The 25,078-nt window shown below is 62.5% G+C and carries 26 protein-coding genes; 21 read left to right on the top strand and 5 right to left on the bottom strand.

Going from position 1 to position 25,078, the window contains the following annotated elements:
• Positions 1 to 8 precede the first annotated feature (8 nt).
• Genes fabI through BLQ92_RS04435 form a run of 10 tightly spaced genes read left to right on the top strand, consistent with a single transcriptional unit; the run spans position 9 to position 7,577 of the window.
• Positions 9 to 770 (top strand): enoyl-ACP reductase FabI, encoded by a 762-nt coding sequence (fabI, locus tag BLQ92_RS04480; RefSeq protein WP_208449375.1) that lies wholly within the window; start codon positions 9 to 11, stop codon positions 768 to 770.
• A 2-nt stretch (positions 771 to 772) separates the two neighbouring features.
• A complete protein-coding gene (atpD, locus tag BLQ92_RS04475; RefSeq protein ID WP_090682095.1) occupies positions 773 to 2,293 on the top strand; it encodes a F0F1 ATP synthase subunit beta in 1,521 nt (506 codons plus the stop codon).
• Positions 2,290 to 2,751 carry a F0F1 ATP synthase subunit epsilon gene (locus BLQ92_RS04470; RefSeq protein ID WP_090682093.1) on the top strand — a complete coding sequence of 154 codons (462 nt, stop codon included), beginning with the start codon at positions 2,290 to 2,292 and terminating at the stop codon, positions 2,749 to 2,751. The genes atpD and BLQ92_RS04470 overlap by 4 nt, the downstream gene beginning before the upstream one ends.
• Entirely contained in the window at positions 2,748 to 3,128 is a 381-nt protein-coding gene (locus tag BLQ92_RS04465; protein WP_090682091.1) for an AtpZ/AtpI family protein, read from the top strand. The genes BLQ92_RS04470 and BLQ92_RS04465 overlap by 4 nt, the downstream gene beginning before the upstream one ends.
• 2 nt (positions 3,129 to 3,130) lie before the next feature.
• Positions 3,131 to 3,430 carry an N-ATPase subunit AtpR gene (locus tag BLQ92_RS04460; protein ID WP_090682089.1) on the top strand — a complete coding sequence of 100 codons (300 nt, stop codon included), beginning with the start codon at positions 3,131 to 3,133 and terminating at the stop codon, positions 3,428 to 3,430.
• Positions 3,430 to 4,116 carry a F0F1 ATP synthase subunit A gene (locus BLQ92_RS04455; protein WP_090682086.1) on the top strand — a complete coding sequence of 229 codons (687 nt, stop codon included), beginning with the start codon at positions 3,430 to 3,432 and terminating at the stop codon, positions 4,114 to 4,116. The genes BLQ92_RS04460 and BLQ92_RS04455 overlap by 1 nt, the downstream gene beginning before the upstream one ends.
• A 7-nt stretch (positions 4,117 to 4,123) precedes the next feature.
• Positions 4,124 to 4,372 carry a F0F1 ATP synthase subunit C gene (locus tag BLQ92_RS04450; RefSeq protein ID WP_046564982.1) on the top strand — a complete coding sequence of 83 codons (249 nt, stop codon included), beginning with the start codon at positions 4,124 to 4,126 and terminating at the stop codon, positions 4,370 to 4,372.
• A gap of 13 nt (positions 4,373 to 4,385) precedes the next feature.
• Positions 4,386 to 5,135 carry a F0F1 ATP synthase subunit B gene (locus BLQ92_RS04445; protein ID WP_090682084.1) on the top strand — a complete coding sequence of 250 codons (750 nt, stop codon included), beginning with the start codon at positions 4,386 to 4,388 and terminating at the stop codon, positions 5,133 to 5,135.
• Positions 5,116 to 6,669: a F0F1 ATP synthase subunit alpha gene (locus BLQ92_RS04440; RefSeq protein ID WP_090682083.1), complete on the top strand. Its 1,554-nt coding sequence runs from the start codon at positions 5,116 to 5,118 to the stop codon at positions 6,667 to 6,669. The genes BLQ92_RS04445 and BLQ92_RS04440 overlap by 20 nt, the downstream gene beginning before the upstream one ends.
• The gene (locus BLQ92_RS04435) at positions 6,666 to 7,577 is read left to right on the top strand and encodes a F0F1 ATP synthase subunit gamma (RefSeq protein WP_090682081.1); all 912 of its coding nucleotides are present in this window, start codon (positions 6,666 to 6,668) and stop codon (positions 7,575 to 7,577) included. The genes BLQ92_RS04440 and BLQ92_RS04435 overlap by 4 nt, the downstream gene beginning before the upstream one ends.
• Positions 7,578 to 7,610: 33 nt before the next feature.
• On the opposite strand, the gene BLQ92_RS04430 is transcribed toward BLQ92_RS04435, so the two are convergent.
• A complete protein-coding gene (locus tag BLQ92_RS04430; protein ID WP_090682080.1) occupies positions 7,611 to 8,357 on the bottom strand; it encodes a beta-ketoacyl-ACP reductase in 747 nt (248 codons plus the stop codon).
• Positions 8,358 to 8,453: 96 nt separating this feature from the next.
• Positions 8,454 to 9,008, bottom strand: coding sequence for an HPF/RaiA family ribosome-associated protein (locus BLQ92_RS04425; protein WP_341806950.1), 555 nt, complete (start codon positions 9,006 to 9,008; stop codon positions 8,454 to 8,456).
• 170 nt (positions 9,009 to 9,178) lie between these two features.
• On the opposite strand from BLQ92_RS04425, the gene BLQ92_RS04420 reads away from it, so the two are divergent.
• The 9 genes from BLQ92_RS04420 to BLQ92_RS04380 all read left to right on the top strand — a co-directional run bounded on the left by BLQ92_RS04420 (position 9,179) and on the right by BLQ92_RS04380 (position 18,474).
• The gene (locus BLQ92_RS04420) at positions 9,179 to 10,810 is read left to right on the top strand and encodes an oleate hydratase (RefSeq protein ID WP_090682077.1); all 1,632 of its coding nucleotides are present in this window, start codon (positions 9,179 to 9,181) and stop codon (positions 10,808 to 10,810) included.
• A gap of 116 nt (positions 10,811 to 10,926) precedes the next feature.
• Complete coding sequence (locus BLQ92_RS04415; RefSeq protein WP_090682075.1) at positions 10,927 to 11,751, top strand: universal stress protein; 825 nt, start codon at positions 10,927 to 10,929, stop codon at positions 11,749 to 11,751.
• Between the two features lie 260 nt (positions 11,752 to 12,011).
• On the top strand, positions 12,012 to 13,352 hold the full coding sequence (locus tag BLQ92_RS04410) for a PAS domain-containing sensor histidine kinase (RefSeq protein ID WP_090682074.1): 1,341 nt from the start codon (positions 12,012 to 12,014) through the stop codon (positions 13,350 to 13,352).
• Positions 13,349 to 13,996 (top strand): response regulator, encoded by a 648-nt coding sequence (locus BLQ92_RS04405; RefSeq protein ID WP_090682072.1) that lies wholly within the window; start codon positions 13,349 to 13,351, stop codon positions 13,994 to 13,996. Before BLQ92_RS04410 ends, BLQ92_RS04405 begins: the two co-directional genes overlap by 4 nt.
• A gap of 192 nt (positions 13,997 to 14,188) precedes the next feature.
• Positions 14,189 to 14,620, top strand: a complete 432-nt coding sequence (locus BLQ92_RS04400; RefSeq protein WP_090682070.1) for a response regulator — start codon at positions 14,189 to 14,191, stop codon at positions 14,618 to 14,620.
• Complete coding sequence (fnr, locus tag BLQ92_RS04395; RefSeq protein WP_090682068.1) at positions 14,613 to 15,401, top strand: fumarate/nitrate reduction transcriptional regulator Fnr; 789 nt, start codon at positions 14,613 to 14,615, stop codon at positions 15,399 to 15,401. Before BLQ92_RS04400 ends, fnr begins: the two co-directional genes overlap by 8 nt.
• 28 nt (positions 15,402 to 15,429) lie before the next feature.
• Positions 15,430 to 15,804 carry a DUF3564 domain-containing protein gene (locus BLQ92_RS04390; protein ID WP_090682066.1) on the top strand — a complete coding sequence of 125 codons (375 nt, stop codon included), beginning with the start codon at positions 15,430 to 15,432 and terminating at the stop codon, positions 15,802 to 15,804.
• Between the two features lie 120 nt (positions 15,805 to 15,924).
• The gene (locus BLQ92_RS04385) at positions 15,925 to 17,859 is read left to right on the top strand and encodes an SMP-30/gluconolactonase/LRE family protein (RefSeq protein ID WP_090682065.1); all 1,935 of its coding nucleotides are present in this window, start codon (positions 15,925 to 15,927) and stop codon (positions 17,857 to 17,859) included.
• Between the two features lie 300 nt (positions 17,860 to 18,159).
• Entirely contained in the window at positions 18,160 to 18,474 is a 315-nt protein-coding gene (locus BLQ92_RS04380; protein ID WP_090682063.1) for a monooxygenase, read from the top strand.
• Positions 18,475 to 18,627: 153 nt separating this feature from the next.
• Here the strand turns inward: BLQ92_RS04380 and BLQ92_RS04375 are convergent, their stop codons facing one another.
• Positions 18,628 to 20,889 carry a putative bifunctional diguanylate cyclase/phosphodiesterase gene (locus BLQ92_RS04375; protein WP_244106313.1) on the bottom strand — a complete coding sequence of 754 codons (2,262 nt, stop codon included), beginning with the start codon at positions 20,887 to 20,889 and terminating at the stop codon, positions 18,628 to 18,630.
• 614 nt (positions 20,890 to 21,503) lie between these two features.
• On the opposite strand from BLQ92_RS04375, the gene BLQ92_RS04370 reads away from it, so the two are divergent.
• Positions 21,504 to 22,469: a queuosine precursor transporter gene (locus BLQ92_RS04370; RefSeq protein WP_143016507.1), complete on the top strand. Its 966-nt coding sequence runs from the start codon at positions 21,504 to 21,506 to the stop codon at positions 22,467 to 22,469.
• Between the two features lie 94 nt (positions 22,470 to 22,563).
• Here BLQ92_RS04370 and BLQ92_RS04365 read toward each other — a convergent pair whose 3' ends face one another.
• Together BLQ92_RS04365 and BLQ92_RS04360 are read right to left on the bottom strand one after the other, a co-directional pair.
• Positions 22,564 to 23,349, bottom strand: coding sequence for a methyltransferase domain-containing protein (locus tag BLQ92_RS04365; protein ID WP_090682058.1), 786 nt, complete (start codon positions 23,347 to 23,349; stop codon positions 22,564 to 22,566).
• Positions 23,342 to 24,196 carry a helix-turn-helix domain-containing protein gene (locus BLQ92_RS04360; RefSeq protein ID WP_143016506.1) on the bottom strand — a complete coding sequence of 285 codons (855 nt, stop codon included), beginning with the start codon at positions 24,194 to 24,196 and terminating at the stop codon, positions 23,342 to 23,344. The genes BLQ92_RS04365 and BLQ92_RS04360 overlap by 8 nt, the downstream gene beginning before the upstream one ends.
• A gap of 413 nt (positions 24,197 to 24,609) precedes the next feature.
• Between BLQ92_RS04360 and BLQ92_RS04355 the strand changes: the two genes are divergently transcribed.
• Entirely contained in the window at positions 24,610 to 25,053 is a 444-nt protein-coding gene (locus tag BLQ92_RS04355; RefSeq protein ID WP_143016505.1) for a hypothetical protein, read from the top strand.
• Positions 25,054 to 25,078 lie beyond the last annotated feature (25 nt).

Here is a 25,078-nt window from a genome sequence, read left to right as displayed (position 1 = left end):
ATTCCATCATCGATCTGGCCGGCAAACGCGGGCTCGTCGTTGGCATTGCTAACGAGCACAGCATCGCCACCGGTTGCGCCACGATGTTCCGCGCGGCCGGTGCGGAGCTGGCGCTCACCTACCTGAACGACAAGGCTGAACCCTATGTACGGCCGGTTGCCGAGGCACTGAACGCAACGCTGCTGCTGCCGTGCGACGTCCGCGTTCCGGGTCAGTTGGAGTCGGTCTTCGAGCGTATCGCTCAGGAGTGGGGGCAGCTCGACTTCCTGCTCCACTCGATCGCCTTCGCGCCGAGCGACGCCTTGCACGCGAGCCTCGTCGACTGTTCGGCCGACGGTTTCGCGCTCGCCATGGACGTGTCCTGCCACTCGTTCATCCGCATGGCCAGGTTCGCGCTGCCGTTGATGTCGGACGGCGGCAGCCTGATGACGGTGAGCTTTTACGGCGCCGAACGGGCGGTCGAACACTACAACGTCATGGGGCCCGTCAAGGCCGCGCTCGAGTCGAGCGTGCGCTATCTCGCGGCCGACCTGGCGGCACATCGCATCCACGTCCACGCCATTTCCGCCGGTGCGGTCAAGACGCGTGCCGCCTCCGGCATCGATCACTTCGACGCCTTGCTCGACGACGTGCGTGCCCATACTCCAGCTCGGCATCTCGTCACCATTGAGGAAATCGGCCGGATCGCCGCGGTGCTCGCCAGCGATGCCGGCATGACGCTGACCGGCTCGACGATCTATGCTGACGCCGGCTTTCACGTAACGGCGTAACCATGACGAACCCGCTCGGCGCCGCCGAACCCCTCGCGCACGATGTGCAGGACCCTACGCCTGTGGCAAAGCCGCTCAAGGCTCCCGCGGGCCGCCTGATTGCGGTTCGCGGCGCCGTGGTCGACGTGGAGTTCGACGGCGCGACGCTGCCGCTCATCGACGAGTCGCTCTCGATCATCGCCGATCAGGGTCCACCGATCATCGCGGAAGTGCAGGCCCATCTCGACACCACCACGGTCCGCGCGCTCGCGCTGCAGGCGACCAACGGGCTGCGCCGCGGCGCCCCGGTTGAGGCGTCCGGCGCGCCGATTCAGGTGCCGGTCGGCGAAGCGATGCTCGGCCGTCTGATCGATGTCACCGGCACGCCCGGCGACCGCGGCGAGCCCTTGCCCGCCGACGTGCCGCTACGCCCGATCCATCGCGCGGCGCCGCCGCTTGCGTCGCAAGGCGCCGCCACCGAGATCTTTGCCACCGGCATCAAGGTCATCGATCTGCTCACGCCGCTCGCCCAAGGCGGCAAGGCCGCCATGTTCGGCGGCGCCGGAGTCGGCAAGACCGTGCTGGTGATGGAACTGATCCACGCGATGGTCGAGCGCTATCAAGGCATCTCCGTTTTCGCGGGTGTGGGCGAGCGTTCGCGCGAAGGTCACGAGATGCTGCTCGATATGCGCAACTCCGGCGTCTTGCCGCGCACCGTCCTCGTGTATGGGCAGATGAACGAGCCGCCCGGCGCACGCTGGCGGGTGCCGCTCACCGCGCTGACGATTGCCGAGTACTTTCGCGACGAACGGCACCAGAACGTCCTGCTGCTGATGGACAACATTTTTCGTTTCGTGCAGGCGGGTGCCGAGGTGTCGGGCTTGCTGGGACGGCTGCCGTCGCGCGTCGGTTATCAACCGACCCTCGCCAGCGAAGTGGCTGCGTTGCAGGAGCGCATCGTTTCGGTCGGCAACGTCTCGGTGACGGCCATCGAAGCCGTGTACGTGCCGGCGGACGACTTTACCGACCCGGCAGTCACCACCATCGCCGCACACGTCGATAGCATGGTGGTGCTGTCGCGCTCGATGGCGGCCGAGGGCATGTACCCGGCGATCGATCCGATCGCCTCCTCCTCGATCCTGCTCGACCCGCTCGTGGTAGGCGCAGAGCATGCCGCCGTGGCAACCGAGGTACGGCGCACCATCGAACATTATCGCGAGTTGCAGGACGTGATTTCGCTGCTGGGGGTCGAGGAGCTCGGCGCCGACGACCGGCGCATCGTCGGCCGCGCGCGCCGCCTGCAGCGCTTTTTGACCCAGCCGTTTGCGGTCACCGAAGCGTTCACGGGTGTGCCCGGACGCTCCGTGCCGGTGGCCGACACGCTGGCCGGCTGCAAGGCGATTCTGGCGGGCGAATGCGATACGTGGCAGGAAAGCTCGCTGTACATGGTCGGCACGCTCGAGGAAGCACGCGAGCGGGAAAACGCTTCTCATGCAGCAACGCCGGCCAACGACGGGGGCGCGCCGCAGCGCGCAACTGCATGAGTGCCGCGCTCAGTCTGACAGTGGCCACCCCCGCCTGCGTGCTGGTCGATAGCGCGCAGGCGGTGGCGCTGCGCGCCGAGGACGAAACTGGCAGCTTCGGCATCCTGCCCGGTCACGCGGACTTCCTGACCATACTGACGCCATGCGTGTTGCGCTGGCATGGCGCCGATCAGGTGCCGCACTTCTGCGCGGTGGAAGAAGGCGTACTGCGGGTGGCGCAGGGCAAGACGGTGACGGTCGCCTGCCGCGACGGCGTGCTCGGCGAGACACTCGATACGCTTGAGGCACAAGTCCGCCTGGCTCGCGCGAAACGCCTCGATGTGCTGCGCGGGGCGCGCGTCGAACAGACCCGCCTGCATGCGCAGGCGGTGCGCCAACTGCTGCGCTATCTGCGCCCGGGTGCGCCTGCGGCGGTGGCCCGTGTCGATGGCCATGGGGACGCGGAGGATGTGTCATGAGCCGCGATGAACCCAAACCGGATGATAGGAAGCGTGACACAAGCGGGCCTGACGCGACCGGCCGTGTCTCGTCCGAGCGTGACGCAACCAGCCGCGTCTCATCCGACCGCGTCGAACACGCCGCCCGCCAGGCGGTTGAGCGCAAACGCGCCGCAGAGGAAGAACCCGAACCCTCGCTCGGCGCCCGCCTCGGCCAGATCGGCATTCTCGGCTGGACGATCGTGGTGCCGACCTTGCTGGGCCTCGCGCTCGGCCATTGGCTCGACCGCACGTTCGGCACGCGCGTGTTCTTCTCCGCGCCGCTCTTGATGATCGGCGCAGGGGTCGGCCTGTGGTCGGCGTGGAAATGGATGCATCGGCAAACCCGGAGGAAATGATCATGGCAGCCCATTCGCAAATAGCCGCTTATCTGGCAACTGCGCTGGCAGCTCAGCTCGCGCTCGGTTTGAGCGTTGGCCTGCTCGCGGGTCTCGTGCATTTCACGCTGCTGCGCTGGAACGTGCGCCTGCTGACGAGCGGCGCATCCGCCAGGGCGATCGGCTTGCAACTCGCACGCCTCGCCGCAGTGGCTGCAATTTTCTTCGTACTGGCCCGCATCGGACCGTGGGCGCTCCTGTCCGGCGCCGGCGGATTGCTGGTCGCCAGAGGCGCCGTGATGCACCGGATGAGGAGCGCGTGATGATGCACTCCCCGCTCGCCACCGAGCCGCTGTTTCATCTCGGCCCCGTCCCGGTCTCGGCGCCGGTCGTCACGACATGGGTCATCATCGTGCTGCTGACGGCGGTCTCAGTGCTGATCACGCGACGCCTGTCGCTCACGCCGTCGAAAGCGCAAACGGTACTGGAACTGCTGGTGAACACAATAGACGCGCAGATCCGCGACACCATGCAGACCGAACCGCAACCGTATCGCGCCCTGATCGGCACGCTGTTTCTGTTCATCCTGATCGGCAACTGGTCGTCCCTGCTGCCCGGCGTCGAACCGCCCACCGCCCACGTGGAGACCGATGCCGCGCTCGCGCTGCTGGTGTTCTGCGCGACGATTTACTACGGCGTACGCACCCGTGGACTGCGCCGCTATCTCGCCACGTTTGCCGAACCCACCTGGGTGATGATCCCGTTGAACGTGGTCGAACAGATCACCCGCACTTTTTCGCTGGTGGTGCGCCTGTTCGGCAACGTGATGAGCGGCGTGTTCGTGGTCGGCATCGTGCTGTCGCTCGCAGGGCTGCTGGTGCCGATTCCGCTCATGGCGCTCGACCTGCTCACCGGTGCGGTGCAGGCCTACATCTTCACTGTGCTCGCCATGGTCTTTATCGGCGCGGCCCTCGCCGAGGGTTCGGAAACATCCTCAAATCAACAATAGGCTCGTCATGAACAATCTTATCCAGGTCGTCAGCATTCTCGCCGCAGCGCTCGCAGTGTCGTTCGGCGCCATCGGCCCCGCGCTCGGCGAAGGCCGCGCCGTCGCCGCCGCCATGGATGCGCTCGCGCGCCAGCCGGAATCCGCCGGTACGATCTCGCGCACGCTGTTTGTCGGGCTCGCGATGATCGAAACCATGGCCATCTATTGCCTCGTGATTGCGCTGCTGGTGCTGTTTGCCAATCCGTTCATCAAATAAGACCGAGACCGTCATGCATATCGACTGGTGGACGCTCGGGCTGCAGACCGTCAATGCGCTGGTCCTGATCTGGCTGCTGGCACGCTTCCTGTTTCGCCCGGTCGCCGAGATGGTCGCCGAGCGTCAACGCGCGGCGGCAGCGCTGATGAGCGAGGCGGCAGCCGCCAAGGCGGCCGCCGTCAGCGAGCAGCGCCAGGCCGCTGCCGAGTTGGCGCGCTTCGCCCAGCAACGTGCCCAACTGCTCGACGCGGCCAACGCCGAGGCGGCTACGTTAAAGGCCTCGCTGGAACAAGCCGCACACGCCGACGCCGAGCGTCTGCGCACTGCCGCCCATGGCGAGATCGACGCCATGCGTCGCGATGCGGCTCAGGCCGATGCCGATCGAGCCTCGCGTTTCGCGCTGGAGGTGACGGCGCGGCTGCTCGAACGCTTACCGCAGGAGGCGCGCGTGGCCGGTTTTATCGAAGGTCTTGCTGCCGAACTGGCGAAGCTGCCGGCTAACACCCGGGCGCAATTGAGCGACGCCGCCGGCACGCTGCGGCTGATCGCACCACGCGCGCTGCAACCGGACGAACTGGCCGCGTTGCGCACCGCACTGGCCAAGGTGCTGGCTCACGTACCGCCCATCGAGGTGGTGGTCGATGCGACGGTGATTGCCGGCCTCGAACTGGAAGCCGCGCATGCGATCGTGCGCAACAGCTTCCGCAACGACCTGACGCGCCTCAAAACGGAGCTGCTCGCGCATGACACAGTCCCCGCCTGATCCCACCCAAGACGCCTGGCTTTTGCGCAGCCGCGCGACGCTGGCCCGTACCCGGCTGGCGCCGCACGCCGAGGCGGTCGGCCGTGTCGAGCACGTGGCCGACGGTATCGCCCTGATCTCCGGCTTGCCGGACGTTCGGCTTAATGAACTGTTGCGCTTCGATGGCGACCGGCTGGGTTTCGCGCTCACCCTCGATGCCGATACGATCGGCGCCGTGCTGCTCGACGATAGCGACGCCATCGCCGCCGGCAGCCGTGTCGCCGGTACCGGCCAGGTCGTGGAGGTGCCGGTGGGACCGGGCCTGCTCGGCCGCGTGGTCGACCCGCTCGGCCGGCCGCTCGATCGCGACGAGGCCGTACCGGCCGAAGCCCACATGCCGGTCGAACGTCCCGCGCCTGCCATCATCGAACGCGATCTGGTCGCGCAACCGGTCGCCACCGGCATTCTGCTGATCGATGCCCTGTTCGCCATCGGACGCGGCCAGCGCGAGTTGATCATTGGCGACCGCGCAACCGGCAAGACCTCCATTGCGCTCGACACTATCGTCAACCAGAAGGACTCCGATGTAATCTGCGTGTATGTGGCGATCGGTCAACGCGCCACGGCGGTGCAGCGCGTCATCGATGCCGTGCACCGCCACGGCGCGCCGGAGCGCTGCGTCTTCGTGGTCGCATCGGCCGCGGCCTCGCCCGGTTTGCAATGGATCGCGCCGTTTGCCGGTTTCACGATCGCCGAATACTTCCGCGACCGTGGACAACACGCGCTGGTGGTCATCGACGATCTGACCAAGCATGCCGCCACCCACCGCGAACTGGCGCTGCTCACGCGCGAACCGCCGGGCCGCGAAGCCTATCCCGGCGACATCTTCTACCTGCATGCACGGCTGCTGGAGCGCGCGGCCAAGCTCGCGCCCGAACTAGGCGGCGGCTCGCTGACCGCCTTGCCGATTGCCGAAACCGACGCCGGCAATCTGTCGGCCTATATCCCGACCAATCTTATCTCCATCACCGATGGGCAGATTGTGCTCGACTCCGGCCTCTTTGCCGCCAACCAGCGTCCTGCGGTAGACGTGGGCCTGAGCGTGAGCCGGGTCGGCGGCAAGGCGCAGCTCGCGGCGCTGCGCAAGGTCTCGGGCCGCTTGCGTCTCGACTATTCGCAGTTTCTGGAGCTGGAGATGTTTACCCGCTTCGGTGGCCTTACCGATGCCCGCGTCAAGGCCCAGGTAACGCGCGGCGAGCGCATCCGCGCGCTGATCACCCAACCGCGCTTCGCGCCGTTACGGCCGGTGGATGAGATCGCGTTGCTAGCGGCACTCGCCGAAGGGGTATTCGATGCGCAGCCGGTCGAATGCATCGAGGCGGTCCGCCCGCGCCTGGCCGCTCATCTCGATGCACATGGCGGCACGACGGCCGCCGCGGCGCTCGCCGGCAGCGGCAAACTCGATGCGGCGGCCGAGGCCGCGCTGGTGGCGGCCGTGCGCGAACTCGCACAGCAGCTCGCTGCGGCGCCGGCAAGCGGCGAGGCCACATCATGAGCAACCGGCTCAGCGAGGTACAGGCGCGCATTTCGACCGTGCATGAGCTGGAGTCGGTGGTCAGCGCGATGCGCGGCATTGCGGCGGCACGCTCGCGGGAAGCCCGCAGCCGGCTCGACGGCATCCGCGCCTGCGCCGGCGTGATTGGCGCCGCCATCGGCGATGCGTTGATGCTCGACGAGCGCAACAGCGCGCCGTCGCGCTCCCCGAGCGGCAGCACGAACGCCGATGGCGACGGCCACGGCACTCATGTGGTCATCGTGCTGTGCGCCGAACAGGGTTTTGTCGGCACCTTCAACGAGCACGTGATCGAGGCAGCCGCCCGGTTACGGCACCCGCAGAGAAACGACTACTTCGTGATCGGCGACCGCGGCGTGGTGGTGGCACAAGAGCACGGCCTCACAGTCGGCTGGTCCGCGCCGATGGTCGCGCATGTGGATGAAGTGCCGGCACTGGCCGATCGCATCACCGGCGCGCTCTACGAGCGCCTCGACGGCGGCCGCGCGACGCGTGTGACCTTGTTGCATGCGGTGCCGCAAATCGCCACCGCCATCGAAATCGTCCAGAACGCCCTGCTGCCGTTCGACTTCGAGCGCTTCGCCGTGCCGAAGCGCCAGCTCGCGCCGCTCGTTACGCTGCCGCCCGCCAGGCTGCTCGCCCGGCTCGCCGAAGAGTACGTCTTCACGCAGTTGTGTGAAGCGATCATGCTCTCATTCGCGGCGGAAAACGAAGCGCGCATGCGGGCGATGATTGCCGCGCGAACCAATGTGCACGACACGCTCGATCAGTTGATCGGGGATTCGCGCCGCCTCCGTCAGGAAGAAATCACCGCTGAAATTGTCGAGCTGTCCGCGGGCAGCCTTGCCGCCAGCACAGGCTCCGTCAAACAAAAGCGCCCACCGAAGTGAGTCAAGCGGCGCGGATCGAACGCGACCAGCGCGTCATCGCATATGCATGCCGCCATTGATCGCGAAGTTGGCGCCGGTGACGAAGCCCGCTTCATCGGAACACAGGTACGCCACTAGCGCGGCCACTTCGCCGGGATTGCCGAGCCTTCCGACGGGAATTTGCGGCAGGATTTTCGTTGTGAGAATCTCGTGGGGCACAGCGTCGAGCATGGAAGTGGCCAGATAGCCCGGGGACACCGTGTTGACCGTCACACCCTGCTTCGCCACTTCGAGCGCGAGTGCCATCGTGAAGCCGTGGATACCGGCTTTGGCGGCGGCATAGTTGGTTTGTCCGAAGGCGCCGCGCGAACCGTTCACCGAGCCGACGTTGACAATCCGCCCGAAGCGACGCGTCACCATAGCGCCGAGCAGCGGCTTGGTCATGTTGAACACAGGATCCAGATCGTTGCGCATCACGAGATCCCAGTCGCTCTTGCTCATCTTCGCAAAGGTCGAGTCGCGCGTGACCCCCGCGTTATTGATGAGTATGTCGACACCGCCAAAGTCCTTCAACAGGCGCTCGGCACATTGCGCGCAGGAGTCGAAGTTCGCCACGTCGACCTCGTAGGCGTAAAAGTTGCGGCCGGCATCTCGCTCATGCATCAGCCATGTCGCCACGTGATCGTTGCGCTCCGAATGCGAGACCGCCACCTCCATACCGGCATCATGCAGCCTGCGACTAATCGCGCTGCCGAGCCCACCCATTCCGCCTGTGACGAAGGCGACCCGTTTAGTTTTCATGACGCTTTCCTTGTGCCGACGCGACGCTGGTGTACATCCCTGCCTCCTCATTGAACGTTGAAAAAGACTGAGCGCATCGATCGAAGCGGGCCGCGCTCAATGTCGCGCTCCCACCGCGCCGCACTCGAGCTGACGTTCGGCTTTGTCGAATGCGGTCCGTACTGCCACATTCGGGTCGGCATGCATGCAATGCTCGACCGGAACGAGATCGCCGTCGCGGGCAATCAGATCGAGTCGCGCGTCGAATAGCAGCCGGGGGCCAAACATGCCGCCGATGGCGTCGGCGCTTGCAGCGCTAACGCGGGCGAGCAGGGCCGGACGCTCGCGCAGCGCTTCAATAGCCAGGTGACAACCTGCTATGGCATGGCCAAACCGCTCCAGACGCACGAACTGAACAGCCGCCGCCGATTCGATTTGCGCAGACCCTGCGAAGCCGACGTATGTGATCTGCATGTGGATTCCCATGTCACCTCCTCTGGCGTGCCGGAAGTCATGCGGCGCCACCCGTTGAACCGAGGAAGGATTACCAAGGTATGCATAATGATCGGCGCTATCGGCAGGCGGCAATTGACGTGTATCAAGGCAGCGAAAAGGGGCACCGCATCTTTCCCATTTATCGAAGCTCGGGGACGCAGCGGTATCGATCGGCACGACATGCGCCGGGCCGCACCCGGCTTGCACAGGCGGAGCCAATCAAACGGAGTGTCGAATGAGCGGCCGAGATGGCCGGTATTTGATCCAACGCAACGGCCTAACCCGCCACGCAGGTAAGTTGGTTCAACCCTCGCCAGCCGAGCACTACAACGAAAAGGACCCACACCGTGAACAACACTCCCTATGGCTCCGCTTCCCGGTCCGCGACCGGCCATCGCAACGAGGTGAAAGAGGAGGGCCGCTTCTACCTGGTCGGCGCCGGCATCGCCTCGTTGGCGGCAGCGGCGTTTTTGATTCGCGACGCGGATATTCGCGGCTGCAACATCACGATTCTCGAAGCACTCGACAAACCCGGCGGCAGCCTCGACGGCTCCGGCTCCGCAGAGGCGGGCTACGTCGTGCGCGGTGGGCGCATGCTCGAGGGCCACTACCAATGCACCTACGACCTGTTTGCATCGATTCCCACCCTGGACGGCCGCCAGAGCGTGACGCAGGAAATCTTCGACTGGAACGAAACGATGCGGACCTCGTCCAAAGCGCGCCTGTTCCGCGACGGCAAGCGCGAAGATGCGCCTGCTTATGGACTGGCAGAGGCCCATCTGCTGACCCTGGGCCGGCTTTCTTTCGAGCCGGAACGCCTGCTCGGCGACAGCCGCATTTCGGACCACTTCGACGCCAGCTTCTTCGCGACCAACTTCTGGCTGATGTGGTGCACCACGTTCGCCTTTCAGCCATGGCATAGCGCTGCAGAATTCCGCCGCTATCTGCTGCGCTTCGCGCATATGGTGTCGGGCTTCAACCAGTTGCACGGCATCATGCGGACCGTCTACAACCAGTACGACTCGATGATCCGGCCGCTGCGCCAGTGGCTCAACGAGCGCGGCGTGAATTTTCAGGCGAACACACGCGTCGTCGACCTCGTGTGTGACGAATCCGCGGAGCAAAACCGGGTGACGGGTATCGTCTGCGAACACGCGGACCGGCGCAGCCAGATTGCCGTCGGCGCGCTGGACCATGTAATCGTCACGCTGGGTTCCATGACGGCCGGCTCGACGCTGGGCGGCATGGACCGGCCCGCCGCGACGAATGCGGGCGATGCGAGCGGAGCGTGGGCACTGTGGAAGAACCTGGCAGCGGGCCGTCCCGGGTTCGGCCATCCTTCGGTCTTTGCCGATCATATCGACGAGTCGAAGTGGCTCTCGTTCACGACCACGCTGCACGACCCCACCCTGTTTCGCCTGATCCGCAACCTGACCGGCAACGTGCCCGGCGAAGGCGGTCTGATCACCTTCGCACAATCGAACTGGCTTGCCTCGATCGTGCTGCCGCATCAGCCGCATTTCATCGGCCAGCCCGAAGGCGTGGAGGTATTCTGGGGCTACGGCCTGTTCGTAGACCGGCCCGGCAATTTCGTCAACAAGCCGATGTCCGAGTGCACCGGCCGCGAGATCATGAGCGAAATCCTCGGACATTTGCGCATCGAGGCCGAGTCCGCGCAGATTCTCGAGCATGCGAACTGCATTCCTTGCCATATGCCGTACATCACCAGCCAGTTCTTGCGGCGTCACGCGAGCGACCGGCCGCAGGTGGTGCCGGACGGCTGGGCCAACCTCGCGTTCACCGGCCAGTTCTGCGAGCTGCCAAACGACGTGGTGTTCACAGTGGAGTACTCTGTACGTTCCGCGCAGACTGCGGTGTACACGCTGCTCGGCATCGACCGGGACGCCCCGCCGGTCTACAAGGGACAGCACGACCTGCGCGTCATCTACAGCGCGTTTTCGACCTTGCGCGAGCGCTAGCGGGCCGCGGCGCCGCTGATCTGCCGCCGTTGATCTGTATCAATGGCGGCGCCCCCTTCCCTCGTAGACTCAAGTTCACGTATCCGCCCGCTGTTCCCTCCTCTGGAGCGACCGTCATGAGCTACAAAACCATCCTCGTCCACCTCGATACGAGCAAGCGGGCACATCCGCGGCTCGAACTCGCCCTGCGGCTGGCCAGGCAGTTCGGCGCACACCTCACGGGGGTGTACGCGGTATTTACGCCGGAGTCCCATGCGCTCTACGTGAACGCCGGCACTGCCGAGTACTACCTCGCACACGAGCAGTTACGCACCGAGCGGCGCGCCGCGCTGGAGCGGCTATTTCATGCCGAGCTGGAACGTGCCCAGGTACCTGGCGAATGGATTGCCGTCGACAGCCCCGCCAACCTCGCCGTGCCGCTGCACGCCCGCTGCGCCGACCTGGTGGTGGCGAGCCAGGACGACCCCGACGATCCGGAAGCGTATGTCGGCGACTTCTTCCCCGAAAATCTGGTCATGTCGTCCGGGCGTCCGGTCCTGCTGCTGCCGCGCGCAACCTCCGTGCTGACACCCGGCAGCCACGTGATGGTGGCGTGGGACGGCAGCCGCGAAGCCGCTCGCGCGGTGCACGACGGGCTGCCGTTCATGCAGGCTGCGAAGCTCACCACCGTCGTCATCGTCAATGGCGCGCAGCGCGAGCTGCCGGGCACGGACATCGTGGCGCTGCTCGAACGGCATGGCGTGAGGGTTGAAGTGAATCGCACCGAGGTGGGTAACGGCGTACCGATCGGAGAAATACTGCTCTCCCGGGCCGCCGACAACGGCGCCGATCTGATCGTGATGGGCGCTTACGGCCACGCCCGCTGGCGCGAGCTGATCATGGGCGGCGCCACCCGCACCCTGCTTCAGTCGATGACCGTGCCGGTATTGATGTCGCACTGAAGCAGGTCAGGGCGATCACGGAGGAGACAACCCGCACTGGAGGCCTGGGCGGCGTGTGGCCGAGGGCGGCGCCGCCGCCCGCAGCAGCCCGGCGTGCTGGCAAGACGGGCTCAAATCGCGCACAATACGCGCCATGCACACGTTGTAACCGTCTAACGACAAGGCTTGGCGCAAGATTTGCACGGGGCCTGCTTCCCAATCTGCGCGCATCTTTGCGGTTGCCGAGCGTTGCGGATTGCCCTCCATTCCATGAGGTGCTCATGCCCCTTCGCGGTAAAACGCATGGCGCCGCCAACCCGCCATTCTCCATGTTCCACTCGATGCGACAACCCGCACTGGCCGCCGCTGCGACCTTTCTGGTTGCGTTCATCGTCACGTTCGGCGTGCGGCACTGGATCGACCCCACCCTGATCGCCCAACTCGCCGTTGCCGGTCTATGCGCGGCAGCCGTTTACCTGATTGTGCGCGGACGCAATCAGTCCGTTGACGCCGTTGCCGCCGTCGCCGAGGCACACAGCGAGAAGAGCCTGAACGAAGCCCGCATGATGGGCATCATCCGTTCGTCGATGGAAGCGATCATCACCATCGACGAACAGCAGCGCATCGTCATCTTCAATCCCATGGCGGAGCAGTTGTTCGGCTGCAGCGCCATGGACGCGATCGGCACGTCGTTGTCGCGCTTCCTTCCCGAGCGGTTTCGCGCCGCTCACGCGAAGCATGTGGAGCAGTTCGGCGTAACCGGCGTATCGGACCGGCAGATGGGCAAGCAGCGCGTGCTTTACGGCTTGCGCAGCAACGGTGAAGAGTTTCCGCTAGAAGCGTCGATCTCGCAGATCCGCGACGGCGGCGCCAAGCTCTACACGGTGATGCTGCGCGACATCACCGCACGCGTCAAAGCAGAGAGCGCGCAGCGCCACGCCCGCGAGGAGTTGCGCGAACTGTCGGCCAATCTGCAGAACATCCGCGAAGAAGAAAAGACCCGCATTGCTCGCGAGTTGCACGACGACCTCGGCCAGCAACTGACCGCACTGAAGATGGACATCTCGTCGGTTGAGCAGGCGCTCGATGCTTCGACCGCTCCGGAAGTCCGCGATCAACTGCGCGGCATGCGCCGGCTGATCGACGCAACTGTCGCGTCGGTGCGCCGCATCGCCGCCGATCTGCGGCCGGTCATGCTGGACGACCTGGGTCTGATCGCGGCAATCGAATGGCTCGCCAACGACTTCACCAACCGTTACGGCATCGATGTGGAGCGGCGCATCGACGTCGGCGAAACGACCTTTGCCACGGCAGGTGCGACGACGCTGTTTCGCATCGTGCAGGAGGCGCTGACCAATGTAGCGCGACACGCGGAAGCGACGCTCGTCACCCTGACCCTGCGCATCGAAGAAAGCGAGTGCATCTTGCGCATCGCCGACAACGGCCAGGGCGCGAAACGCCTCGCCACCTCGGCCGAAAAATCGTTTGGCCTGCTCGGCATCCGTGAACGCGCGCATATGCTGGGCGGCACCGTCAGTATTCAAACCGGTGATGGCGGCGGCTTTGTCCTGACCGTCACCCTGCCGGTCCAGGCTGTACAACAGCAGGAGATGCAAGCATGACCCGAGTGTTGATCGCCGACGACCACGCCCTCGTGCGTGATGGCCTGCGTCACATCCTGCGCGGCGCGAGCGGCTTCGAGGTGGTCGGCGAAGCCTGCGACGGCCCCACCACCATCGCGCTGATCCGCGCCCATCCCGCCGACGTACTCGTGCTCGATCTCTCCATGCCGGGCCGCAACGGCGTGGAACTGATCAAGCAGATCAAGGACGAGCAACCGGCGCTGCGCATCCTCGTGCTGACCATGCATGCGGAACAGCAGTATGCGGTGCGCGCCTTCAAGGCCGGCGCCTCGGGCTACCTCACCAAGGAGAGCGCCAGCGCGGAACTGGTCGCGGCGGTCAGCAAGGTCGCGGCCGGCGGGGTCTACGTCAGTCTGGCGATGGCCGAGCGCTTCGCCCAAAGCCTGAACGAGCCCGCTGACACGCTGCCCCACCAGCGTCTCTCGGACCGCGAATTCGACGTCTTCCGGAGGATCGCGGCCGGCCAGACCATTACCGAAATCGCCGCGGAGCTGTGCGTCAGCAGCAAGACCGTCAGCACCTACAAAACCCGCATCCTCGAAAAGATGCAGATGCCGCACGAGGCGGCGCTGGTGCGCTACGCACTGCGTCACAAACTGCTCGGCGACGACGACGAGCTGTAGCCCCGCGGGCCCCGCCCCTATTCCGCTCCCCGGCAGCGCCGACGCAGCCGGTTGCGACGCTGCGCGTATCCCGCCTCACTCGCGACCTCAGCGAAGCGTGTAGGAATCCCCCTACACAACTTCGCACATCCCTACTCGAACTTCGTTCCGCGCCGATTTTATTTCGAGATAGCGGCAGCGATACTTCGAGCCATGAACTCCACTGCCTCACGCCCCCCGCTGAAAGTGTTCCTCGTCGACGATGCTGCTCCGATCAGGCGACGCATGGCCACGCTGTTGGGGTCGATCGAGGGGGTCGAGATCGTGGGCGAGGCCGAAGAGACGGGCGTAGCGCTTGCGGGTATTGAAGCGAGCGCCGCTGACCTCGTCGTGCTGGAGTGGCATCTGACGGGCAGTACCGGCATGGATCTGCTGGCACGGCTCGCCGAGCGCACGACACCGGTCATCGCCATGGTGCTGTCGAATCATTCAGGTACGTGTTTTCGGCAAGCCTGCTTGTCGAGCGGCGCACACTACTTCTTTGACAAGACGAGCGAGTTCGAACTAGCGCGCAACACGATTGAGCGGATTGCCAACGAACGCTGCGCGCGCGGCTTTGCCGATACAGGAGCACACCATGTCTGACGTCGTCGATTACCCCGCAGTCACGCTGCCGGTCACCACGCTGCGGACATCACAACCGGCCGCGCCAGCCACAGGGGCGGAGCGCCTCTCGCGCAAGGACGCCGTGCGCTGCACGAACTGCTCGATGCGCTCGATCTGCATGCCACAAGGCCTGACTGCGGCCGAACTGGAGCGAATGGAAGCGTTGATCTGCCCCTCGCGCACCATCAAGCAGGGCGAGTCGCTGTATCGTGCCAACGACTCGTTCCAGAGCATCTACGCGGTGCGTGCCGGCTCGTTCAAGACCCAGGTCATGCATCGCGACGGCCGCGAGCAAGTCACCGGTTTTCATCTTGCAGGCGACTCGCTCGGACTCGACGGCATCTGCTCCGGGTACCATCGCTGCGACGCAGTGGCGCTCGAAGACAGCAAAGTGTGCATGATCCCGTTCCATCTGCTCGAAGCGATGTGCCGCGATGTCAAGGCCGTCCAGCAGCATGTGCACCGCATGATGGGCAGCGAGATCGTGCGCGAGTCTACGCAAATGATGTTGCTCGGCACGATGACGGCCGAACAACGGGTAGCGGCGTTCCTGCTTAATCTCTCGGAGCGGCTCAAGCTACGCGGTTATTCGCCGGCTGAATTTCACCTGCGCATGACCCGCGAAGAAATTGGCAGCTACCTCGGCATGAAGCTTGAAACCGTCAGCCGCATGCTGTCGAAGTTTCAGCGCGACGGTCTGGTCGATACACGCGGCAAGAACATCAGGATTCTCGATCTCGAAGGTCTCGCGCGAGTCTGAACGCGCAGGCATGTTTTGGAGAATGGTCATGCGTCTCACCGTCCACCTCGACACGTTCAATCGTGTCCATCCCATGGCGTTTGCGATCCTGTGGCTCGACAAGGAGACACGTAAATGGTCGCGCGAAGGCCATCTCGGGCTCGAGTTGCCAGCGTGGGGATTGCTGCGCATGGATTGCGGCAACACCCTGGTGTGTGGGCCGGAGGATGGGATGCCCGTCTGTGTGCTCGAAGGACTCGATCTAAACCACGCGCAGGGGCCGTTCGAAGGCGAGACCGGACGTGCGCAGTGGTGCACCGAACGCGCACGCACGCTGATGAGCGGCCACTGGCACGTGCAATGTGTCGATAACGAAGCGATCGAGCCGGAACATGGGTTGTTCGCGGTTGACGATGGTGCGTGAACGAGGCGGGCACTCAAGCAACGGCCTGTTCGCTGACGCGGCATATTTTCAGATTTTCTGACCATCCTCGCAAACAGCGAGTTACATTTTTGAGTGACTGCCATCCGGAGGGCATCACTCATGGTCCAGAAACAAATCCGCGCTGCACTGCTTGGCGTACTGATCGTGCTGAGCGCGGCAAATGCGCTGATTGCATCACCCTGTCAGGCGCAGTACAGCACCGACTGGTTGGCGAACACCTTTGGAACCCTCGCCACGCACGTGGGCAACACGGCGCGCTCGATGTGGGTCGCGCCCGAAGGCGTTATTTATACCGCATCGTTCTGGGACGAAAGCGAGGGCGGCGTCGCCATCTACCAGAACGGCGCGAGCATCGGCTCCATCGGCATCCACAGCGAATTCCAGGGTGGCGCCATTACCGGCAATGCAACGTCGATCTTCGCAGCGTTGCAGTACAGCACGTCGTACGGCAGCGGTTCGGTCGGGCGCTACAACCGCGTCACTCAGAAACGCGATCTCGTCATCCCCGTCAGCGTGTGGAATGCTGTAAGTAAGGCCGATGTCATCACTGGACTCGCTACAGCGGGCTCACTCCTTTATGCGAGCGATTTTTTTAGCAATCGCGTCCGCGTCTTCACCACCGACGGCGTCTGGCAGCAGGACATGAAGGTCTCGACTCCGGGCGCGCTTGCCGTGGATAGCGCGGGGAATATCTGGGTCGCACAGAAGAATGCCGCCGCAATCGCCGAATTCAGTCCGGGCGGTGCGCCGCTGAACATCATCCAGATGCCGGCTGCCTCGCGACCGTCCGCGCTGTATTTCGACGCATCCTCCGGCCAGCTGATGGTGGGCGACGAAGGCCCCGACATGAACATCAAGCTCTACAACGTCTCCGGCACGCCCGCTCTGGCCGGCACCTTCGGCGTTCAAGGCGGTTATCTCGACACCACCAGTGGCATCAAAGGCCAGGTGGGCGACAAACGCTTTACCCGCATTGTCGGTATCGGCAAAGACGCCGCCGGCAATCTCTACGTGCTCAACAACCCTTGGGGCGGCGCCTGGGATCTTGGCCGCAATGGCGGCACCGACATTCACGCCTACAACAGTGCCGGCGCCCTGCAATGGCAGCTCCAGTCCCTCAACTTCGAGGCGCTCGCCGCGCCCGATCCGTCCACCGACGGTGCCTACTTCTATGGCGGCACCAACATTTACACGGGCAGCGCCGGCGGCACCTTCGTTGCGAACACCGTCGATCCGTTCGACTACCCTTCCGACCCTCGCCTGAACATGGACGACACCCAGCGCGACGAGCACTTCGGTCAACTCGTGACGGTCGGCGGAAACCGGATTCTTGTGGCGACCGGCCAGAACCCAGGGATCTTCTACTTCTTCCACTTCAATCCGGCCAATGGCTACATCGCGATCCCGGACGCATCGATTCCAGGCCCCGCGTTCAATACCACCTTGCAGGTCACGGGCGGGTTTTGCATCGACAGCAGAGGCGATGTATGGGCAAGCGTCGATAGGACCAACCGCATCTATCACTACCCGCTAACCGGCTTCGATGGCAACGGTAAGCCGACGTGGGGCGCAGGAATCGTTACCTCGATCCCTGAGAGCATCCGGCCGTTGACGCGCATCATCTACCTGGCGGATACCGACACCATGATTCTTGCGCAGGGCGTCGCCGGGAGTTGGGACTGGACGGCGATGAAAGCGAGGATCGAGGTTTATCACGGCTGGAGCGCGGGCAATATCAGCAAACCCGATCCGGTGATCAACCTCACCAGCGCCAATCCCAAGTCGATTACGGCAGCCGGAAATTATCTTTTCGTTGGGTATGTCCACACAGTGCCGAATGTCGACGCATTCAATCTCACGACAGGTCAACTGGATACGACGCTGATCAACTCGAGTCCGGTGACGGTGGATGTCGGGAATGATGTGGATTCGATGTATGGGCTCAGGGCGTATCTGAGGTCGGATGGGGTGTATGTGGTCACGAAGGATAACTACAACGGGTCTAGTGTTGTGGTGTATCGGTGGATGCCGTGAGGGGCGAAATCCTCCTCGGCAGGAAGAGATACATAGTCGCGAAACCCTTCAGCCAGATCCCGGGGAAAGATCTCCTTAACAGGCGCAGCGAGGCGCGCGTACGCGTCAGGCTTGTTCTGATGAAGCGCCTCCGACGAAATATGCTAATCGCATTGAGTGGCGCGCGACCGGAAACGATCGGTCGGTATGGAAGCATGAATTCTCGACGGTCGTTACTATTTAACACATAACGTCCGCGTTAAAGCCGCGGGCATCAAGGGCAAGATATCTAACCGTCTCCACAACGAAGTGAGAAATCCAATGATCACTGTCATCACATCATTTCAGTTGCCAAAGCCGATTACACGGGAAGAGGCACAAAAGCTCTTCCTGAGTACAGCTCCGAAATATCTGGGCGTAGCGGGTCTTCTCCGTAAGTACTATGTCCTGTCGCAAGACGGGAGCGCAGGCGGCGGAATCTATCTCTGGAACTCCCGCGCCGAAGCTGAGGCGGTGTACACCGACAGCTGGAGGGCTTTAGCACGGGAGAAGTACGGTTCGGATCCTTCGGTCACGTACTTTGAAAGCCCCGTCGTGGTTGACAACGTCTCGCACGAGATTCTCTCGGACGAGTAACCTGGAGCTTTACGTTCGGCTGCTCGCAACAACGTCGCAGGTTAGTGATCGCGCAGATGAACTCGTGGAACAGACTAGCCAAGCCGTTCGCGTTTGGCCTGGCGAGCTCCGGGCTGGCTGATTGCTAAGCTACACAGAGGATTGTGCGCACGCCTACTCTTCCGCGATAGGCCCCGCGCACGGCGCAATGTGGCCTCGGCGCAGGAGCTCGCTGGCTCGAGCGGCCCCCACCGCTTCGCTGAAACGGAAGCCTTGCGCGCTCGTCGCCCGATTCGTCGAGGCCAGCAGCGCACGTTGTTGCTCGGTCTCCACACCTTGGGCAATGACCCCGATCCCGATACTGTGCGCAAATTTGACGATGGCACGAATCGTCGCCGCACACTCGGGATCGTTGGTAGACCGGCGGATCAGCGATTGCGCGATCTTGAGATGGTTCACGCGGTAATCCTTGACGTATTCAAATGACGCGTACTCGCTACCGAAATCGTCGATAGCGATCTTCGCGCCGAGCGCATGTAGCTGCGGAAGTATGTCGCTGTGTGCCCACGACAGCCTCGCCAGTGTCGCCTCAGTCACGTCGAATTCCAGAACAGCGGGCGCGAGACGCCACTTCGCGGCGGTTTCCGTGACATCGCGCACAAACGCTTCAGCGTTCCTGAGCTCGAACAGCGACAGATTGATTGCGATCATCAACGGGGCCACCCCCTCGTCGCGCCACGCTCTCATTTGCTGGCATGCCTGGTCCAGCACCCAGTGCCCAAGCGCCGCCATGGTGCCGTCCCTTTCGGCGATCGGAATGAACACACCGGGGGAAATCAGGCCCCGCGCCGGGTGATGCCAGCGGACCAGCCCTTCCATGCCGAGAATGTTTCCGGAGGACAACTCGACTTCGGGCTGGTACTGCAGTTCCACCTCGCCTCGCTCGATCGCTCCTCTCAAGTCGTCAGCGAGTGCGAGACGTTCGAGTATCGCCTGATCGAGTTCGTCAGAGTGAAAGTGATGCCGGTTGCCGCCCGTTTGCTTCGCACGGTGGAGCGCCAATTCGGCCTGCGTCAGCATGGCATCTGCGCCGCTGTCACCCTGGACATACGCACGGATGCCAATGCTCGCCGAGAGACGCACATCGTTGCCATTGAGCAAATAGGGCGCTGCCAGTGCCGTTTGGAGCTTGGCAGCCAGTATCCCGGCGTACGCCGGCTCGGCCATCTCGCCCTGCAGCACGGCAAACGCGTCGCCGCCGAACCGGGCAACCAGGTCGCTTTCGCGAGTGCAGTTCCTAAGACGCGCCGCCACCTCTCGAAGCAACAGGTCGCCGATCGGATAGCCCAGTCTGTCATTGACCAGCTTGAGGTGGTCGAGATCGACAAGAAGAATCGCGAACGGCATCGTGCCGTGTTGGGCCGCAGCGAAAGCCTGACGCATCTGCGCGAGGAAGCGGGCCCGATTCGCCAAACCCGTCAGCGCATCGGTTCGAGCGAGCCGCGCAATCTTTTCCTCCGCGGCCTTGCGCTCGGTAATGTCGATGATCACCCCTTCAACTTCGATTAGCCGTCCATCCTTATCGCGGACCGGGACGTAGCGATTCTCGACCCAGCGGCAAGCGCCGTCGCCAGTGCGCAAGCGGAATTCGATTGCGACGCCTGCGGCGTTCTTTTCCAGCACGCGCGCCAGTGCCTCGTCAACCTTGGCATGGTCGTCCGGTTCGACAAGCTCATTGGCCCACGCGGGCGAGGCGAGCAACGCAGCGCGCTCGTGGCCGAACCTGGTGATCTCGTGCGATATGTAGATGAGCGGAAACGAAGGCTCGCCACGCAGACGATAAAGAATGACTGGACTGTTCTGGACGATGAGGTTGGCTTCAGCAAGCGCTTTAAGTCTTTCCTCGACCACCTCTTCAAGCTCGCTTGTCTTGAGGGCTGCCTCTTTCGTCATCTGCCACTTCCTGGTCAGCACGCTGGCCGCCTGGCGGATCTCGATGTTGTTCAATGGCTTCTTGAGAATGAGCAGCCGGTCGTCTGCGCCCAGGCGCCTGGTCAAGGTCCCCCAAGGGTAGTCTGTATGCGCGTTGCATAAGGCAAACTGCAACTTCGGATCCACTTGCCAGAGTCGCTCGATCGTCTGAAGGCTGTCCCACCCGGACAGCATGTGCATGTCAACAAAGACCATTGCATACGGCTTGTTCTCCGCCAACGCGCGCAAGACCCGCTCCAGCGCTTCCTGGCCCTGATAGACGGAATCCATCTCAAACGCCGCGCGTGCGGCTGGAAGCTCGCCGAACGACGACGCCTGGCTCGCGCTCAGCGCAGTTTCGCTGCCCAGGGGGCGAGTGAGAATCTTGCGGAAGTTCTGGTGAGTCGCAACATTGTCATTGATCACCAGCACGCGACGATTGAGCGGATCGCTCTGCACGCTCACGCGCGGCTCTTCACGGAGCCAGCGGCCGCTCCAGGGCAACGATCTCGCCCTTGCCGACGTCGCCACGGTGTGACCGCGGGGGCGCACGCCCTTGGGCAGCCCGTGCGGTTCTATGTGAGGCCCGGCGTGAGGCCAAGACTGTGACCAGGCCTGGCCGTGGTGAAGCCTTGATTGAAAACGCATGCCAGGTTCTCCCCGCGATGCCAACACTGGCCCAATCTCGTCAGACGATTGAAGTATAGTCGCGCGCGTCCATCTAACAACCTTCAGTGCCTGGAAACATCACGCGCGCTTGACGGCGAATTGAGGGTCGGAGGCGTCCACCTGGATTAGCCGCGAACCGACATTCGAACGTCCCCATTAAAACGTCGGCGAATATCTGTAGATGGCCAGGCTGAGATCTCTCGGATCGGCGGTGAGCCCTGCTTCAACTGCGATGCATCGGGAATAGGATTCTTCGACATATTTCAAGCTATCAATCTTGCTAGGTTCGGATTCTTTTGCATCAAGAGACTATCCGGGGAGTTGGTCGGATCTCGCATTGATCGATACTTAAATCGACGTCGCCATTCAAAAAATTATTTCATTCCGATTCCTGACTCCTGGGGAGAGCCGTGCTGATACAAACACTCTTTGAAGCATTCCACGCCAAGCCATACAAGATCTGCGGATATGAAATGTCGGAGGAACGCGAGACCGTCGTTAAGTACTCGCTTCGAAACAAAAGGGCTGGGAAAGTCTTCCGTAAGGCGGCAAAAGATATCCTGCTCGACAATAGCCTGAGAAAGAATTTCGACTACGACGATCTGGTCGAAATCACCTCCGTCGTGCAGCGCGATAGCATTCTCAGGAACGGCGATATCGACCACGATGTTCTCGGCCGCTATCAACGGGCCAACAAGCCGCTGTATGCTTTCTACCCCTACCTCGTCGCACTGACCGTAGTGGTGTGGTGCTTCTGCGCGCTGCTAGGGCATCGATTTCTATCTGCGAGCTTCTTCGGCGTCAACGTCGTCTTGCCCGGCGGAATCGTTATCTTCCCCGTCATTTATTTTATGGCCGACCTCATACAAGAGGTTTACGGCTATGCAAGGTTGCGCCAGACCTTATGGATCTGCATCGTTTCCCACATCTCGATTGGAATTCTGACCAGTCTGGTCATGTCGATGCAGCCCGCCTCGTTCGTTGACGAACACTCCTATCGGACGGTGATGGATCAACAATGGCGAATGATCATCGGCAATGTGATCGGGATGATTGCTGGCTTCACGATCAATGGCGTCATTCTGGCCAAGCTGAAAATCAAGTTCAACGGGAAAAACCTCTGGCTGAGAACGATCGTCTCGACACTGTGTGCCGAGTTCGTTTACTCATACGTCTGCAGCTTCATCGCCTTCCATCACAATCTGGCCGTCATTGACCTGATCAAGCTGCAGTTTTTGATGGTGGTCGTCAAGGTGATGTGGGAGGTGGTTGCCACGCCGTTGCTGTATGTCACCTCGCACCTGCTGAAGAAGCGCGAAGGCGTGGACGTGTACGACTATTACACGAATTTCAATCCGTTCTCGCTGGCTGTATAAGCACGGGAGAAGATCGAACACGGGTGTGGGCGGCGGATCGTTCGCGCCGTCCACCACACTTGCACACAGTGACGGCGGCGCGCTCGATCACGGCTTAAGCGTTCAAAGCCTGGCGGCGCGCGACAATAAACAGTCTCTCGAACGGGAGCGTGCACGAGCCATCATTGTTTTTGTAGTGGTGCGCCAGTTGGCCGGCATAGAGGTCGCAGAACGCGTCGAACGATATTTGATCGAGCAGGCTGCTTATCGGCCGGAGCGGCGCGCCTTTAGCCCATTCGACGAGTCCGTCCACGCCGGAAAACCGCTGCTCGTATGTTGATGCCCATACTTCGTATGTCACGCCCAGCGAGCCCAGGATGGCTGCATACTCGTTGGCTGCCAGGACCGGAGCTTGCCGCAGTTTCCCCTGCAGGCGGCTCCTCCAGTCGGGCGCTTCGGCAACCTTAAGGATCGATGTGTAAAACGGCGTGTGGAACATGTTCGGCATCTGTATTGCCAGTGTGCCACCTGCCGACAGAAGCTTGGCGAGGCGTGCCAGTTGCTCCGCGTGATTGGGCACCCACTGGAATGACGATCCGAGGTAAATCAGATCGAGCGTTTCATCGGCGTCGAAGGTTTCAATATGACCCGTGCGCCAATCGATGTTGGCCGCCGCTTCTTTGCGGCGGGCCTCCTCGATCAGAGAAGCGGAAGAATCGATTGCGCAGATCCTTGCGTCCGGATAGCGCCTGCGAAGTGCGAGGGTCGAACAGTCGCCGGCGCCACACCCCAGGTCGGCGATCTGCTTCGGGTCGCCTCGAAGCTTCGCGATCAGGTCATCGTTAGGCCGCACACGCTCGGCTATGAAAGCGTGGTATTGAGTAGCATCCCATTCAATCATCGCGGCGGATCTCCTTGACGAGGCCAAGCTTGCGATATCGCCCCTGCAATAGAGGCATGGATTCAAACTTGGGGGCCGAAAAATGGATGACTTCGGTTTGCTGCTTCCTGGCGTAGTTCCCGACGACGACCTCACGGTCAATCGTCTGGATCAGGAACAGGTCGCCGCTTGAAAAACTAGCCTGGTAGTCGACGATCAGCAAATCATCCGGTCGAACGAGCGGCTCCATCGCGCGAAAATTTCCCACCTTCGTGGCAAACAGTTCAGGTTCGGAGAACTTGGTACGCACCTGATCGAGCGAACCATCCGCCAAGGATTCGGGCAGCAGGAGCAAACGGCTCCATGGAATCAGCGGAATGTGATAGTTCTGCAGCCGATGCTCGTTGTTCTCGCCTTTGCGTCTGTACATATCGAGTTTCTCTTCGGCCCTCAGTTGCTCGAGGGAAACCGAGAAAAATTCGGCGATCGGTATCAGCGATGCGTCGGTCGGCGTATGCGTGCGGCCAAGCAGGATATTGTTGATGATCTTCTGTGAGACGCCGGTGAGTCTCGACAATTCGCGCTCACTGATACAAACGTCGTCAATCAGAAATCTCAGCACTTCCGAAGTGGACTCAAACGAAACTGGCCCGGTATCCGTTCCCGAGAGATCGGAAATCAAACCCCTGGGGCTCACGCAGAAAAAGTCCGCCAGCACTCGGAGAGTCGAAGGCCGCGGATTCGAGGTGCCATTGACGAGCGCCTGGAGGGTTGAGAGCGTTATGCCGCTACGCTTCGACAATTCGTTGACACTCGTTATTCCGTTCTGGCGCATCAGTAGCCGGACGTGTTGGGCGAGGTTACTCAAGGCTCCGCTTCCCAGGAAGTTGTGCGTTATGCGTCGAGCATAAAGATTGGAAGTCGCTACGCAGTGACTGTTTTGCGCGGGCAATCGGCTTGATAGGCCAAGCGAAATGCTCTACACTCAAAACAGGTTATGCATTTAACCTGTTTTGAGTGTAGAGCATTTCAAGTGCAACGAGTACAGCGTAAGTGCATAGAAAGAGCGGGCACCAGCAGCAACATCGCTGCCCCTGTCGTAGCGGTCGCTATTATAGGTGTGCTTTCACTCCAACAGCCAGCGGCAATGTTCTTTGGCACTTTCCGTTTTTTATACATTTTGCATAACTAATTGATGAGCTGTACGCGTTCATCAGAATAAAACGACGGAACGCTGCAAGGGCCACTGCCAGGCATCGCACACCGGACAAAGGAGGATAGATGCTCGCTTACACCTTAACCGAGCCAGTCGACAAGGTGGCCCGGCATGACGCGGGGCCGTCCAGGTTGCAGTCTTGCTTTTACTGTCGAGATGGCCGCGCGCTGCCCCTGCACGGCTCGATGGACGCCGTCACGCGGGGCACCTATCTCGGGCTCTTTCACGGCCGCGACAGTCTGGACGCGAAAATGGGCGCGCTCGGTTTCCAGGGTCCGGCGATCGGTCCGCTGCGCTATGTGCGCACCGCTTACGGAGCGCATCTGTACCTCGGCTTCGAAGATCCCGCGATCGCACAACTCTTCTTTCCGGATTTCGAGCCGGAAGTGGGCCGCACTGGCTCGCTCGGTCCACAATATGAAGTGTCGATTGACCTCGAAGACGGCATGATTGCCTTCGACGGCCGCTTTTTCGGCGACTGGTCCGTGTTTTACCACCACGGTTCGTAGTCGGCCTCTCATCTGCTTTAGCCGG

Origin of the sequence: Paraburkholderia phenazinium (assembly GCF_900100735.1) — a bacterium.
GTDB lineage: Bacteria > Pseudomonadota > Gammaproteobacteria > Burkholderiales > Burkholderiaceae > Paraburkholderia > Paraburkholderia phenazinia.
This window is presented reverse-complemented; position numbering and strand designations above follow the sequence as displayed.